The sequence below is a fragment of the Arcticibacter sp. MXS-1 genome (genome assembly GCF_041902385.1).
Taxonomy (GTDB): domain Bacteria; phylum Bacteroidota; class Bacteroidia; order Sphingobacteriales; family Sphingobacteriaceae; genus Arcticibacter.
The window spans coordinates 4,009,222-4,023,076 of record NZ_CP169244.1 but is presented as its reverse complement, the minus strand read 5'-3'; the positions used below and the strand labels follow the sequence as shown (position 1 = coordinate 4,023,076).

The 13,855-nt window shown below is 50.3% G+C and carries 13 protein-coding genes; 7 read left to right on the top strand and 6 right to left on the bottom strand.

Annotated features, from left to right (window positions below):
- Positions 1 to 52 precede the first annotated feature (52 nt).
- On the bottom strand, positions 53 to 1,036 hold the full coding sequence (locus ACES2C_RS17405; RefSeq protein ID WP_374164334.1) for a GlxA family transcriptional regulator: 984 nt from the start codon (positions 1,034 to 1,036) through the stop codon (positions 53 to 55).
- A gap of 150 nt (positions 1,037 to 1,186) precedes the next feature.
- Between ACES2C_RS17405 and ACES2C_RS17400 the strand changes: the two genes are divergently transcribed.
- From ACES2C_RS17400 to ACES2C_RS17390, 3 genes are all read left to right on the top strand, one after another.
- Entirely contained in the window at positions 1,187 to 1,717 is a 531-nt protein-coding gene (locus ACES2C_RS17400) for an OmpA family protein (RefSeq protein ID WP_374164333.1), read from the top strand.
- A gap of 299 nt (positions 1,718 to 2,016) precedes the next feature.
- Positions 2,017 to 2,814, top strand: coding sequence for a HipA family kinase (locus ACES2C_RS17395; RefSeq protein WP_374164332.1), 798 nt, complete (start codon positions 2,017 to 2,019; stop codon positions 2,812 to 2,814).
- Positions 2,792 to 3,175: a DUF3037 domain-containing protein gene (locus tag ACES2C_RS17390; protein WP_374164331.1), complete on the top strand. Its 384-nt coding sequence runs from the start codon at positions 2,792 to 2,794 to the stop codon at positions 3,173 to 3,175. Before ACES2C_RS17395 ends, ACES2C_RS17390 begins: the two co-directional genes overlap by 23 nt.
- 454 nt (positions 3,176 to 3,629) lie before the next feature.
- On the opposite strand, the gene ACES2C_RS17385 is transcribed toward ACES2C_RS17390, so the two are convergent.
- The 3 genes from ACES2C_RS17385 to ACES2C_RS17375 form a co-directional block, all read right to left on the bottom strand.
- Positions 3,630 to 3,968, bottom strand: a complete 339-nt coding sequence (locus ACES2C_RS17385) for a cyclic-phosphate processing receiver domain-containing protein (protein WP_374164330.1) — start codon at positions 3,966 to 3,968, stop codon at positions 3,630 to 3,632.
- Positions 3,946 to 4,869: a helix-turn-helix transcriptional regulator gene (locus tag ACES2C_RS17380; RefSeq protein ID WP_374164329.1), complete on the bottom strand. Its 924-nt coding sequence runs from the start codon at positions 4,867 to 4,869 to the stop codon at positions 3,946 to 3,948. Before ACES2C_RS17380 ends, ACES2C_RS17385 begins: the two co-directional genes overlap by 23 nt.
- Before the next feature lie 156 nt (positions 4,870 to 5,025).
- Entirely contained in the window at positions 5,026 to 5,550 is a 525-nt protein-coding gene (locus tag ACES2C_RS17375) for a hypothetical protein (RefSeq protein ID WP_374164328.1), read from the bottom strand.
- 351 nt (positions 5,551 to 5,901) lie between these two features.
- On the opposite strand from ACES2C_RS17375, the gene ACES2C_RS17370 reads away from it, so the two are divergent.
- The 4 genes from ACES2C_RS17370 to ACES2C_RS17355 all read left to right on the top strand — a co-directional run bounded on the left by ACES2C_RS17370 (position 5,902) and on the right by ACES2C_RS17355 (position 11,529).
- A complete protein-coding gene (locus ACES2C_RS17370) occupies positions 5,902 to 7,677 on the top strand; it encodes a thiamine pyrophosphate-requiring protein (RefSeq protein ID WP_374164327.1) in 1,776 nt (591 codons plus the stop codon).
- A gap of 149 nt (positions 7,678 to 7,826) precedes the next feature.
- Entirely contained in the window at positions 7,827 to 8,069 is a 243-nt protein-coding gene (locus tag ACES2C_RS17365) for a hypothetical protein (RefSeq protein WP_374164326.1), read from the top strand.
- Between the two features lie 74 nt (positions 8,070 to 8,143).
- A complete protein-coding gene (locus ACES2C_RS17360; protein ID WP_374164325.1) occupies positions 8,144 to 8,884 on the top strand; it encodes a hypothetical protein in 741 nt (246 codons plus the stop codon).
- Positions 8,854 to 11,529, top strand: coding sequence for a DEAD/DEAH box helicase (locus ACES2C_RS17355; protein ID WP_374164324.1), 2,676 nt, complete (start codon positions 8,854 to 8,856; stop codon positions 11,527 to 11,529). Before ACES2C_RS17360 ends, ACES2C_RS17355 begins: the two co-directional genes overlap by 31 nt.
- A 183-nt stretch (positions 11,530 to 11,712) precedes the next feature.
- Here the strand turns inward: ACES2C_RS17355 and ACES2C_RS17350 are convergent, their stop codons facing one another.
- Positions 11,713 to 12,795 (bottom strand): mannose-1-phosphate guanylyltransferase, encoded by a 1,083-nt coding sequence (locus ACES2C_RS17350; RefSeq protein ID WP_374164323.1) that lies wholly within the window; start codon positions 12,793 to 12,795, stop codon positions 11,713 to 11,715.
- 47 nt (positions 12,796 to 12,842) lie between these two features.
- Complete coding sequence (locus ACES2C_RS17345; RefSeq protein WP_374164322.1) at positions 12,843 to 13,811, bottom strand: SIS domain-containing protein; 969 nt, start codon at positions 13,809 to 13,811, stop codon at positions 12,843 to 12,845.
- Positions 13,812 to 13,855 lie beyond the last annotated feature (44 nt).

Below are 13,855 nucleotides of genomic sequence, written 5' to 3'. Positions count from 1 at the left end.
ATTTTTATTATAATAACAGGGGAGGGCCGTATTATTACATTGCTGTGTCTATTTATGCAACCCTCAGATCTTTATTATACTTATTACGGTACTCAAGAGGTGTAAGGCCCGTAATCTTTCTGAAGATACTTCTGAACGCCTTGGGATCAGTGTATCCGGTCTTGTACATCACTTCATTTACATTGTCGCGCATGGACTCCAGGCTCAGCTTAGCCGCTTCAACGCGAACCCGCTGCAGATATTCAAGTACGGTATTGGACGTTGCTCTCTTAAACCTCCGTTCAAGATGACGGCGGCTGATGGCAAACATCGACGCTACCTGTTCTACCGAAACCTTTTCCTGATAGTTATTTTCAATGAACAACTGCACCTTTCTGATCACCTCATCTTCATGCTCTTTTTGCCCGCGGAAGATAATAAAGGGCGACTGGCTGTTCCGGTCGATGTCGATCTCGAATACTTTCGACGAAAGCAGCGCCATTTCGCGGCCTGCGAACTTTTCAACCAGATACAGGATAAGATTCAGCGATGAATAAGCTCCGCCGCTTGTATAAATGCCGCGCTCGTCGGTAATGATCTTGTAGGCCTGCAGATCCACCCTGGGGAACAGGCTCTTAAACTCGTTAGCCATCAGCCAGTGCGTCGTGCAGGAGCGCCCGTCAAGAAGGCCTGTTGAAGCGAGCAGGAAAGCTCCGATACAAAGAGAAACAAGTTCGGCGCCGGCCCTGTGCTGTTTGATCAGCCAGGGGATAAAAGCCTCATTTGCTTTCAGAACTCCGTTGATCTCGCCGTGTACCGCAGGGATAATGATCAGATCATAACGCGCCGCTTCGGCAATGGTTACATTGGGCCGTATAGTAAAAATACCTTTGCTGACAGTAGTCTCCGTGGACAGGCCCACAAGTCGCACCTTGAACAGGGGAGCTTTCCCAGCGCCGGCTAGCGCCTCGTTGACCTTGGTGAACATCTTGTAGGTGGCCTCAATGTTGCTCAGGCTCAGCTCTCCATAAGGGATTAATACGGCGATGTCTTTCATACTCAAATCTACATAAAGGGCTTGTCGCAATCAAGGCCGTACTATGTCGCATTTGCCCCCTTATAGGGGCTGATGGGGGGAAACTGCGGTTCAGGTATTGACGATTGTTGGATATTTTTTATGTTTACAAAAAAAACAACCTTAGATACGATGAGAAAACCAAAATTTTACCTCCTGGCCGTGATGGCTTTGTCGGTAGGACTATCTTTAAACGCTTGTAAGGCTAAAAAAGCCGCTGCCAAGCCTACTCCAACACCTGTAAAAGAAGAAGCTCCTGCAGAGCAGCCCGCGCAGACTGCCCCAGTTGAGGAAAAGAAAGAAGAGCCGGCTCCTGTTGAAAAGCCTAACTTCAATTTCAAGAACATCCAGTTTGAGTTCAATTCAGTGGTGCTTAAGACAGGTTCCTACGAGATCCTGGAACAGGCTTCAAGAGAAATGAAAAAAGATCCGGGTGCAAGGTTCGTTCTGAATGGTCACTCATCTGAAGAAGGCACCAGCCAGCACAATATGTCTCTTTCAATCGACCGCGCAAATGCGGTAAAGACCTACCTGGTAAATGCCGGAATTGATGGAGCCAACCTCACAGTTAAGGGTTTTGGTGAGACCAAGCCAATTGCCAGCAATGCCAATGAAGAAGGCAGAGCGTTGAACCGCAGGGTTGAAATAAAGCCTGCACAATAATAAAAAAGCCATCAGGGACGTCAATGCCCTGATGGCTTTTTTGTGAAAGTATATTTGTTCTTTTAATGGTCACAAAGAACATTCAAGCAATTTTTATCTCCGTTTGTGAGCGCAGCTCATGAGTATTTTTCTAAACTTTGTCTATCCTTTAAATTCCCGCTCGTACCTTGCTCTTTTAAAAAATAGTGAGTGATCGTGCGCCCGCTTCATGCAGCATCCTCCGTTCCGCTTTTTCAGATCGCTTTAAGCAATTTCCCGAATTCCCCGTATTTTAGTCCGCTATTAGGGATACATCTGATATGGGTAATCACACAGAAGAACTAAGGACGGTTAACGTCATGCGTTACGTCACGCCTCTGAGGGAAGGAGGTTCGCTTCCGGCCATCGCAGAGGCCGATGACGGTTTTTTATATGTCCTCAAGTTCAGGGGAGCCGGACAAGGAGTGAAGGCGCTCATTGCCGAGCTGATAGGGGGAGAGCTGGCCAGAAGGGCAGGACTCAAAGTTCCGGAAATAGTGTTTGCCAACCTTGATGAAGCATTTGGAAGAACAGAACCTGACGAGGAGATTCAGGACCTTCTGAAATTCAGTGTTGGACTAAACCTCGCCCTTCACTACCTCTCAGGTGCTATCACCTTTGATCCCCTGGTAACCAAAGTAGACGCTGCGCTTGCCTCAAAAATCGTTTGGCTTGATTGCCTGCTGACGAATGTCGACCGCACTGCCCGAAATACTAATATGCTGACCTGGCATAAAGAGTTGTGGCTGATCGATCATGGCGCGTCGTTGTACTTTCATCATTCCTGGACAAACTGGCGCGAACAGGCGCAGCGTCCTTTTGTGCAGGTGAAGGACCACGTGCTTCTGCCGTTTGCTTCTGAACTTGACGCTGCAGATGCGTGGATGAAGGAGCAGCTGCGCCCAGAGGTGATCCGTGATGTGGTGTCCCTCATTCCCGGCGAATGGATCAGCGTCAATTTTCCTGACGATACGGAAGAAGAAGTAAGGAACGTGTACTCCGGTTTCCTCGAGCTACGCATAAATTCATCGGATATATTTGTTAAAGAAGCTCAGCATGCAAGAGAACTACTTATTTGAGTACGCGGTGATTAGAGTGGTACCGCGAATGGAGCGCGAAGAGTTTCTCAATGTGGGAGTGGTGCTCTATTGCGGCAAGCGCAAGTTCCTGGAATGCCGTTATCATCTGGACGAAGGAAGGCTCCGTGCGTTTTCTCCTTCTTTAGATCCCGAAGAACTGAAAGAACATTTAAATGCGGTAGATGCCATATGTAAAGGCGCCGAATGCAGGAGCCCCATAGCAAAGCTGGACGCTGCCTCACGTTTCCGCTGGCTTACCGCCACCCGGAGCACCGTGGTGCAGGCATCGAAAGTTCACCCGGGCCTCAGTCCTGATCCGGCAGCAACGCTTGATAAGCTCTTTCATGAACTCGTGCTGTGATGCCGGCGCTCTTTGTAATTTAAATGTAATTTGAAAGAAATATGCTCCGCACTCTTGACAGATGTATAAGTAATTTTCTACTTTTGCAATGATAAGGTTTAGGTGCCCTGCTCACGCTCATCGTGACGGGGCTTTTTTTGACTGAACGTGGTTTAAGGCTGATAAGGCCTCTTTTTCTCTTTTGAGGACCTGCTTTTCATTTTTGCGCATGATGTGCATTCTTTCTGCTTTTCAATAGGTTTAAGATTGGTGAATATTCATACCAGGGGAAGGGGCAGAAGTTACATGGAAAGGTTTTGATCTGGAAGTAGTTGATATGGACGATTGAAGGATTGATAAGGTTCTGGTCTCTCTGTTTTCAGCTGACTCCTAGAAGTATGGCAGCTTAATACCGACGATCCTGAGAAGCAGTCCTCCTTCAGGAAATTGATAACGCGATTCAAGTCCTGACACCTCAGCTCTCTTCCAGAAACTTCACGTAGTTGGTCAGTAACGCTTGAATCTGAACTTTGGCAACAGGATTCGCAGAGTGCACCTTAAACCGAAGGCCCCTTAAATCTAGTCCGCTTTCATAAACCAGCCATTTGCAGGCCGCGTATTCGTCGGGCAGCAGGTTGCCCTCCTCATCTTCTCCGAGATCATTGTCAAAGCTGATAAAGGCCGGCAGGCCTCTTTCCTTTATACAGTTCAGGAAAGCGGAGTAGGACCGGACCACAACAAAATCCTCATCGCTCGGGCTTGGATAGACCATTTCAACAGTACGCAGGTCGTCAAGGAATAGCTTGTATGACATTTTTCTCGTAATAACGAAGTGCTTTCCCGTGCACTTCCATGATCTCTTTTTGGAAAGATAGCGGTTCTAAAACTCTGACGCGGTCGCCAAACGAAAGGATCTCCATCAGGAAATCGTACGTTACCTTAACATCCAGGCTGATGCGGGTTTCCTGCTCATTATCAGCCAATACTTTCTGGGAAACGTGCAAAGGATAGGAAGTGACATATTTACCCTGATAGGGATCAAAGGATAATACAACCCGCTCAACGGGCTGCCCGCTGGAGGTGATGATGCCAAAACTATCCTTGTAAAGCGCCTGAACGTCAAAATCCGCGGGCTGCTTAAAGCGCTTTTTTGTCACCTCTACCTTTTTTATTCTGTCAAGGCCAAAGGTTTTCGGGTTCCCGCCGTCCTCTTCCTTGCCCAGCAGATACCACCGTCCCTTGAATTCCTTTAGGGCCAGTGGCGCTACCAGCCGGCGATGCGATTCATCGCTCCAATACTTATGATATGCGAAGGAGATACAATGCCGGCTCTTAATTGCCTGCAAAATACTGTAAAAGCTGTCCATCCCATTCAGGCTCCGTTTTTCGAAGAAAACATATTGCGAAAGACCTGCCGACAACTTCATTACATTGAACAGCTCAAACGATTCCAACAGCCTTTGAGTTCCCTCGCTATCCTGTTCTTTGGTAATATAATAAACCTTTTTGCTGAAGTCGAACCGGATGTCGATGTTTAGAGACGACAGCATCTCCCTGCGGTACCTTTCAAAGGTCTTGGTGCTCACTGTCAGCTCATCGCCGTATACCTCTGATGCCGCCCGAAGCGCTGCATCTATTTCAGCAAAACTGGAAGGCCCTTTTTGTAGTCTGTTGATAATGATACTGTATCGTAATAGTATTGTGCGTTGCGACATGTGGGTATATTGGCTGTAAAGATAATACAACGATCCATAACGGCACGCTTCCTGTGCGTGACATAGATCGTTGCAAATTTCATATTGATCTGATGGAGCCGGTCAGCAAATATTGTAAATCGGGCTCACCTTAATTGCTTTTTTTAATCGCGATGCCTATTGCTTCTCAGTCCCTGGATAGTTCCAAACGCATACTTCGCATTCGAGGCCCGTAACTGATTCGGCGATCGACTTAAGACCGGGGAAATCACTAAAGGCGCCTGTAATGATCAGGCGGTTGTTGATCTTTTTCTCCAGCCTGTGGTTCTTAATGGAATAGTAAGTATACCTGAGAATATCTTCCAAGTGCCGCCGTACAGTTTGAGCAATTGTGCGCCGTGTTGAGCCGCCTGTTTCGCTGGAGCAGTTCTCCCGCTCGTGAGAAATCTCCCAGGCGGGATCGGGGCCGCTCATGATTCGCTGCCGGATAGCTTTGTCCTTCAATTCCTCGGGTGAGATATTAAAAACGAGCTCCAGTGCATCATAAATTATTTTGCTGCCAAAGGGAATGGTGGCCGACATACGGTCATCATCACTATGTGCAATAACGATGGAGTTGTTCTCCCGTATGACAACTACTGCTATGCCAATGCTTGCAGCGGCACTGGCGCTGTTTTCGGATTTAGGGTTTGTAGTGTTCATTTCTTACGATTGTTCAGCAAAACTAACGGTAGACTAAGACAAAACATGTCGCAGTCTGAGACCAATTCAAAAAAAGTGTATCCCAGCTATTAAGGCACCAATCTAACTATCATTTTCCGGACTCCAGAAAGAATAGGTTAAGATGTACTGCAGTCTCAGGAGCCGTCAGCTTACTGCCTGCTCGCTTTTGCCTGATGGCAAAAGCATTTATGAGCTGCACGCGCAGGCAGAAATAAAAGCTGCATGATCGCTCTTCCTGTTTTAAGAAAAAATGAATTCAGGAAAACTCTTAAACCATTTGCTGCTTTTCTTTATTATGATCATTACCCTACATCTGCTAAAAGAAAAACAATGAATGTCAGCGATTTTATAGTTCAGCGCCTTACGGAGTGGAAGGTAGACAGGATTTTTGGTTACCCCGGCGACGGGATCAACGGTTTGCTTGGTGCACTCAACCGGGCGCAGGACAAGATCCGCTTTATCCAGACGCGCCATGAGGAGATGGCTTCGTTCATGGCGTGTGCCCATGCCAAGTTCACCGACTCGCCCGGCGTATGTATGGCTACCTCAGGCCCTGGTGCTATTCACTTGCTGAACGGACTGTACGACGCGAAGCTCGACCATCAGCCGGTGGTCGCCATCATAGGTCAGCAGAAAAGGACGTCTATGGGAAGCAATTACCAGCAGGAGGTCGACCTGATGTCTCTTTATAAAGACGTGGCCTCGGAGTACGTCCAGATGGTCACCGACCCAGCTCAGGTAAGGCAGGTGATCGACCGTGCCTTTCGCATTGCACGGGCGGAACGGACCGTGACGGCTGTAATCGTCCCGAACGACCTTCAGGAGGAGAAAGCCGTAGAGGAGCCGCCCCGGAAGCATGGAAGCGTGTTTACAGGCGTTGGTTATCCGAAGGCTCATCTGGTTCCTGACATGAATGAGCTGCAGGCTGCTGCCGATGTTCTGAACCAGGGAGAGAAAATTGCTATTCTGGTAGGAGCGGGGGCCTTTAGTGCGGTTGATGAGATCAGGCAGGTGGCCGAACTGCTCGGAGCGGGTGTGGCCAAGGCGCTTCTTGGCAAGGCTGTTCTCCCTGACGACCTTCCTTATGTGACGGGTTCGATCGGACTGCTGGGCACCAAGCCCAGCTGGCAGATGATGGAAGAATGTGACACGCTTTTCATGATGGGCAGCAGTTTTCCTTACTCAGAATACCTGCCGGAGCCCGGAAAGGCAAGAGGCGTGCAGATCGATATCGACGGGCGGATGCTTAGCCTCCGCTACCCGATGGAGGTGAACCTTCTTGGCGACAGCAAGAGCACGCTCCAGGCCTTGATCCCCCTTTTGAAACGCAAGGAGGAGCGTTCCTGGCGGCAAAGCATCGAAAAGAACATAGAGGCCTGGTGGAAGACGGTCGACGACCGCGCGCAGCAGGCCGCTGATCCCATCAATCCTCAGCTGGTCTTGCAGCTATTGTCGCCCCGGCTTCCCGACGAGTGCATCATTACGGCCGATTCAGGCACCTCTGCGTTCTGGTATGCCCGGAACCTGAAGATCCGGGAGGGGATGCTTGCCTCTCTATCCGGAACACTGGCCACCATGTGTCCAGCCGTGCCCTATGCAGTAGCAGCGAAGTTTGCCTATCCTGGTCGCGTGCCTATTGCAATTGTGGGCGATGGAGCCATGCAGATGCTGGGGATGAACGAGCTGATCACCATCTCCAAATACTGGAAGGAGTGGGCTGATCCGCGTCTTGTGGTCATTGTGCTCAACAACCGCGACCTGAACATGGTGACCTGGGAACAAAGGATGATGGCCGGCGAGCCTAAGTTCGAAGCTTCCCAGAATATACCTGACGTTCCCTATGGGCAGTTCGCTGCGTTGCTCGGGCTGGGTGGCATCCGTGTAGAAAAGGCGGAGCTGCTGGCCGAAGCCCTTGACCAGGCCCTGACCGCAGACCGGCCCACCGTGATTGACGTGCTCGTTGACCCCAGTGTGCCCATTGTTCCCGCTCATGTAGATATGAGCCAGCTCGCTATGTTCAACAAAGCGCTACTCAAGGGAGACCCCGAGAGTTCAGCAGTGGTGAGACAAACCATCAGAGAAGTAATGCAGGGGGGACTCGGTTAGAACAATGAAACCTTCCTTTTTTCTTTGATCTGAATTTTACTAACTTTATTATTCAATCAACCTATTGATCTTATAATCAGGTTGCCAGGTCTTGCGTAGCCCCTGCGGTTGAGGGCCGCAAGTCTCTGGTTGCCGCAATGCTTGAAGCGATGAGACTTAAAGTAACAGATCCGACAACAGGTGTAGCTCTTTTTATGGAGGCAAAGCCCGACAGGCTGCACAACGAACAAGGATACCGGATTACAAGTCCGAATGGTTCTACCTTCTTCATCTCCAACCGGCTTGGCACCTGGCGCTGCGAGGATTCACATCTGATCGACCCGCTGCTGCTCGCCAACATTGGGATAGCCATCGAGGCGCAGGAGCAGGAAGACATCAGGCCGGCGCGGTAGCATTCACCTGAACATTTGTCTTCTTTGACCTCTTATTGTTATTTTTAGCCACTTTTGGTCAGAAGATATTGAATGTGAAAGAAGATACTCAGGAAGATTTTATTCCGAACCATTACTACAGGATCAGTGGTACGCCGGTAAACGCCCTTTCTGAGTCCGTTATCATGCAGCATGCCCCGGGCGGGGCTTGGCTGGATAGTCGCGGAACAGACGACGTGGCGGTGCGAAGCCTTCAGGTCAACACCGGGCTTTTCTTCTTTCAGCGCAACGCGCCTGATTTCCCTGTAGTTGAACTCCGTGTCTCGGGAGAGGATCTGTACCTCGGCTGTACGTGCCGGGCAGAGCACCATGCGCTCTGTGCGCATGAAGCTTTGTTGCTCAGGGCGGTCATACGGAAGGATGACCTGCGCGCGTTTTTTGACCAGGAGCTGCGTGTTGCTCGTCTCAGATCGGCAGCTGTGGAATACGGACTTGAGCATGAGGAAGATCTGGAGCGTTTCTTCAAGCTGGAGTATAGCAACGGCAGGGCAGAGGTAAAGCCGCTTCAGCCTTCACTTCTGCCTCTTGGCAGGGAGAGCGTGGATCGTCTGCTGAGGCAGCTGTCTCTGGCAGAGCCTCCTCCACAGCCTCCCCGGGAGCCTTCTGCCAAGAGCCTGATCGTGGTGCTCCGGCAGCATAAATACTACAAGCATCTGGTGGTCGAGCTGTTTGAAACCGGCCCTTCGCCGGGCGGAAAAGTCAGAACCCCCTTCGCCAACAGGCGCCCCTCGATCTCGCTTCAGAGGTGGAAGACGTTGCGCAGGCGCGCTTTCTGACTGCCATTTACCGCTTTCAGAACGGAGCGGAAGCGGTTGAGCGCGAAGCCGGAATAAAAGCCCTGCACATCATCCTTCGCAACTCCATGAACCTAAGGTTCTACACGCATGAGGGCGACTTTTCCTCGGGCATCAGCGCCCGCTCGCTCAAGCCTGTGAACATCCGGACGGCGGGAAAAGAACTGACTATCCGGGTAAGGCTGAAGAGCGTCTTTTATGAGATCACCGCGCAGTTCCGTGCCGGCGGGCAGTTATATGAGGTAGCTGACCTGCCTCTTCGTTACGGGTGGTTTTTTGAGATCGGTGATGCGCTCTATCTGCCCGACAGCTTGCAGGTACTTAACTTTGGTGTCCTGCTCAGAAACTCAGAGGGAAGGCTGCTGGTGCATCACAGTAAATACAGGCAATTCAGGCATCAGGTGCTCGCGCCCCTCGAAGATCTCGCCGAAGTGCATTATGAGCATGTGCAGCCCGCCACGCCTCTGCAGCTGGCGGAACAGGGCTTCAACCAGCCGAATGAACATATTATATTTCTTTCTGACTTCGGCCAGTATGTGATGCTCATACCCGTGATCCGGTACGGAGAAGTGGAGATAGAGATCAGGAGACGGAAAAATATATTTTCAGTCGACAGCAATGGCCATGAGTTCATGGTGAACAGGGATCAGCAGGAGGAAGACCGCTTCACCGCACTCCTGCTCAGGCAGCATCCCTATTTCATGGAGCAGGTTGACAACGGACTTCATTATTTTTATCTCCACAAAAAGCATTTCCTTAACGAAGAGTGGTTCCTGCAGGCCTTTGACGAATGGCAATCGGCAGGCATCACGGTGCTGGGCTTTAACGAAATTGAAGGGAACCGGCTCAACCCCAACAGGGCGAAGATCCAGATCAAGGTGCTAAGCGGAATCAACTGGTTCAACGTGGTGGTGAAGGTGCGTTTCGGGCGGCAGAAGGTGGGACTTAATAAGATCTACCGTGCGGTAAAGAACAGGAACCAGTATGTTGAGCTCGATGACGGAACAAAAGGCATCCTCCCCGACGAGTGGATAGAGCGGTTCAGGAGGTACTTCCAGGCCGGCGAGGTGGTAGATGCAGAGTTGCTGGGAATAGCGCGGGTCAACTTCTCGGCGGTGGACGAGCTGTTCGATCCCGATGAGCTCGACGACGACGTGCGCGATGAAGTAAATCGTATCCGGGAAAAGCTTCTCCATTTTGAGCGTATAAATGAAGTGCCGGTGCCCTCTAAGTTCAATGGACAATTGCGCCTGTATCAGCACCAGGGCTTAAACTGGCTCAACTTCCTTGACGAACTCTGCTTTGGCGGGTGTCTGGCCGATGATATGGGCCTCGGTAAAACGGTTCAGATACTGGCCTTTATTCTACTTCAGCGCAGCAAAAGAGGACGCAATAGCAATCTTATTGTGGTGCCGGCTTCGCTGGTCTTCAACTGGCAGGCGGAAGCCCTTCGTTTTGCCCCCGACCTGCAGGTGCTTACGCTGCATGGGGCAGAGCGCCTGAAATCGACCGCCAATTTTGATGAATACGATATCGTCCTGACCACCTACGGCACATTGCTGTCTGATGTGCGCTTTCTGCGGGAGTATACATTTAACTACATCTTCCTTGATGAGTCGCAAAACATCAAGAATCCCGAATCGCAGCGTTACAAGGCGGCGCGAATGCTTCAGTCGCGCAACAAGATCGCCATCACCGGTACGCCACTCGAGAACAACACGTTCGACCTGTTCGGGCAGCTGTCTTTTACCTGTCCGGGTTTGCTGGGCAGCAAACAGCACTTCAAGGAAATCTACTCTGCGCCCGTCGACCAGTTTCACGACAGAAAGCGTGCGGCTGAGCTTCACCGGAAGGTGTCGCCTTTTATTCTGAGGAGAACGAAGGAGGAGGTGGCGCCAGAACTTCCTGAGCGCACCGAAATGACGCTCTACTGCGAAATGGGGCATGAGCAGCGGGCCATGTACGAGGCGTATGAAAAGGAGTTCAGGGAGCTGATCTCTGCTACTACCGGCGATGAACTGGAGATAGGTCCGATGCATATTTTGCGCGGGCTTACCCGCCTGCGCCAGATTTGCGACTCGCCTTTGCTGCTGAAGGGCGACAAGCTGCCGGGCGAGCATTCCTCCAAGATTGCGGTACTTATGGAGCATCTGGAGGGGCAGTCGGCCGGACACAAAGTGCTGGTCTTCTCCCAGTTTGTCGGGATGCTCGACCTCATTGGACAGGAACTGGGGAAGAGAGGCATTTCGTACCTCTCCCTGACAGGTCGCACGTGCAACCGTTCAGAGGTAGTAGAACGCTTCCAGAAGGACGAAGAGATACAGGTCTTCCTGATCAGCCTCCGTGCCGGAGGAACCGGACTGAATCTTACCAAAGCCGATTATGTGTACCTGATGGAACCCTGGTGGAATCCGGCCGTAGAAAACCAGGCAATCGACAGGGCTCACCGCATCGGTCAGGATCAAAAGGTAGTGGCGGTACGGATGATCTGCCCGGGCACAATCGAAGATAAAATGCAGCAGCTGCAGGAGGGTAAGAAAGAACTTGCCCGTAAGCTTATAACGTCAGGAGAAGCTTTGATCAATTCTTTAACGAAAGAAGAGTTGCTGGCTCTGCTAGGGGAGTAGCTGTTGGCTGTTAGCTGTTAGCGATCGGCGATCAGCTATCAGCCTTCAGCAAACAGCTTTGAGCTTTATGCTTTCAGCTTTCTACCTTTCCGCTTTGAGCTTTCTACCTTTCCGCCTATAAAAAAGGGAGGCTGTTCCTTGTAAGAAACAGCCTCCCGTGCAGCTTTACTCAGGAAGGAAAGCTTAAATATATTCTGTTCCGAAACGTGCTTTCACGTCGGCAACAATTTGTTTTACTTTCTGTTCTTCTGACTTCTGGCAAATCATCAGCGTGTTATTCGACTCTACCACAATGTAGTCATCAAGGCCCTGAAGGATAACAAGCTTGTCGGCCGGCACATTCACCATGCAGTTTGACGAATCGTACATCACCACCTTTTCAGAAGGGATCACTGCATTGCCCAGATAGTCTTTCTCCGAGAGCTGATAAACAGACGCCCAGGTGCCCAGGTCTGACCAGCCGAAGTCGCTTGGCAACACGTATACGTTCTTCGCTTTCTCCATAATTCCGTAGTCAATGGAGATATTGGTGCACTGGTAGTAGGCGTGCTGAATAAAGGGCTGCTCTGCGTCTGTGTTGTACTTATTGTCGCCTTCCTTAAAGATGTCGTTCATTTCGGGAAGGTGCTGCTGGAAGGCGCTTAAAATTGAGGCTACAGACCAGACAAAGATTCCGGCATTCCAGAGGAATTCGCCGCTTTGCACGAAAGTGCGGGCCAGCTCCAGGTTGGGCTTCTCGGTGAATGTCTTCACCTTATGGAGATCGCCCTCAAGCTTCTGATCGGTAAACTGAATATAGCCATAGCCCGTATCAGGACGTGACGGTTTGATACCGAGGGTGATCAGGCAGTTCATTCGCGAAGCGGCCTCCAGTGAATAGTTGATCTTTCTTACAAACTCCTCTGTATCAGTGATCAGGTGGTCTGCAGGTGAAACAACAATTGATGCTTCCGGATTCAGCATCCCGATCTTGTGACACGCATAAGCTACACACGGCGCAGTGTTCCGCATGACGGGCTCACCAAGGATCTGATGCTCTGACAAGGCAGGGAGCTGTTCCTTCACCAAACTGCGGTAGCTGTCGTTTGTTACCACGTAAATGTTTTCAGCAGGAACAATTTTCAGAAAGCGGTCGTAAGTCTGCTGGATCAGCGTTTTTCCTGTACCCAGGATGTCGATAAATTGTTTCGGATGAGCGGTGCGACTGATAGGCCAAAAGCGACTGCCGATGCCTCCGGCCATAATCACAGCATAAAAGTTCTTCATTTTATTCGTTATAGGATAAGTTTGTTTTTATGTTGTTCATCAGGTGTTTAAATGATGCCCTCTTTCAGGAGGTCATGCAGGTGGATGACTCCCAGATATTCATTGTTTTCATTCACAACAAGCAACTGCGTAATATTGTTGGAGCGCATGAGATCAAGTGCGTTTACAGCGAGTTCTGATCCTGAGATCCTCCTTGGTGTCGGGCACATGATATCGCTGGCTTTCAGTCCTTTGATGCTGTCGTACTTCTCCATCATCCGTCTGATGTCACCATCGGTAATAATTCCGGCAATCATTCCGTTTTCAACAACAGCTACAGCACCCAAACGTTTGCGCGTAATCTCCAGGATCACTTCTTTCACTGAAGCCCCAGGAGCCACTTCCGGGCGCTCGTTGTTGATATACAGATCAGCGACCTTCAAATATAATTTTCTTCCGAGAGAGCCGCCCGGATGGTAACGTGCGAAGTCCTCCGTGCTAAAACTGCGGCACTCGAGCAGGCAGACGGCAAGGATATCGCCCATCACAATCTGCGCGGTGGTACTGGAGGTAGGAGCCAGATTAAGCGGGCAGGCCTCTTTGTCGACTGTCGTATCAAGAATAAAGTCGGCCTGTTTGGCCAGGTAGGAATTGACATCACCCACCATGCCGATCAGCGTATTGCCCGCGTGCTTCAACAGGGGCACAAGTACCTTGATCTCAGGAGTGTTGCCGCTTTTGGAGATGCAGATTACGAGGTCTTCCTTTTGGATAATGCCGAGATCTCCGTGAACCGCATCAGCGGCATGCATAAAAACAGAAGGAGTTCCGGTAGAGTTAAAAGTAGCTACTATCTTTTGAGCAATCAGAGCACTTTTTCCGACACCGGTAACGATTACGCGGCCCTTTAGGTGAAGGATACGCTCAACAATGACATGGAAATCTTCATTTAATTTAGTACCTAGTGCGGATACAGCTTGCAGCTCCGTCGTGAGGGTTCTTTCCGCTATCTCTTGTACTTCAGCAACTGTTTTCAATCAGAATTTTTTATTAAATGATATAAACTCACGGCAAAAATATG

What these genes read in the sequence shown, in the direction of transcription:
- ACES2C_RS17395 (WP_374164332.1), top strand. Translation starts at nt 2,017, where the DNA reads ATGGGTAATCACACAGAAGAACTAAGGACGGTTAACGTCATGCGTTAC.
- ACES2C_RS17405 (WP_374164334.1), bottom strand. Translation starts at nt 1,036, where the DNA reads ATGAAAGACATCGCCGTATTAATCCCTTATGGAGAGCTGAGCCTGAGC.
- ACES2C_RS17380 (WP_374164329.1), bottom strand. Translation starts at nt 4,869, where the DNA reads ATGTCGCAACGCACAATACTATTACGATACAGTATCATTATCAACAGA.
- ACES2C_RS17400 (WP_374164333.1), top strand. Translation starts at nt 1,187, where the DNA reads ATGAGAAAACCAAAATTTTACCTCCTGGCCGTGATGGCTTTGTCGGTA.
- ACES2C_RS17375 (WP_374164328.1), bottom strand. Translation starts at nt 5,550, where the DNA reads ATGAACACTACAAACCCTAAATCCGAAAACAGCGCCAGTGCCGCTGCA.
- ACES2C_RS17390 (WP_374164331.1), top strand. Translation starts at nt 2,792, where the DNA reads ATGCAAGAGAACTACTTATTTGAGTACGCGGTGATTAGAGTGGTACCG.
- ACES2C_RS17385 (WP_374164330.1), bottom strand. Translation starts at nt 3,968, where the DNA reads ATGTCATACAAGCTATTCCTTGACGACCTGCGTACTGTTGAAATGGTC.
- ACES2C_RS17365 (WP_374164326.1), top strand. Translation starts at nt 7,827, where the DNA reads ATGAGACTTAAAGTAACAGATCCGACAACAGGTGTAGCTCTTTTTATG.
- ACES2C_RS17350 (WP_374164323.1), bottom strand. Translation starts at nt 12,795, where the DNA reads ATGAAGAACTTTTATGCTGTGATTATGGCCGGAGGCATCGGCAGTCGC.
- ACES2C_RS17370 (WP_374164327.1), top strand. Translation starts at nt 5,902, where the DNA reads ATGAATGTCAGCGATTTTATAGTTCAGCGCCTTACGGAGTGGAAGGTA.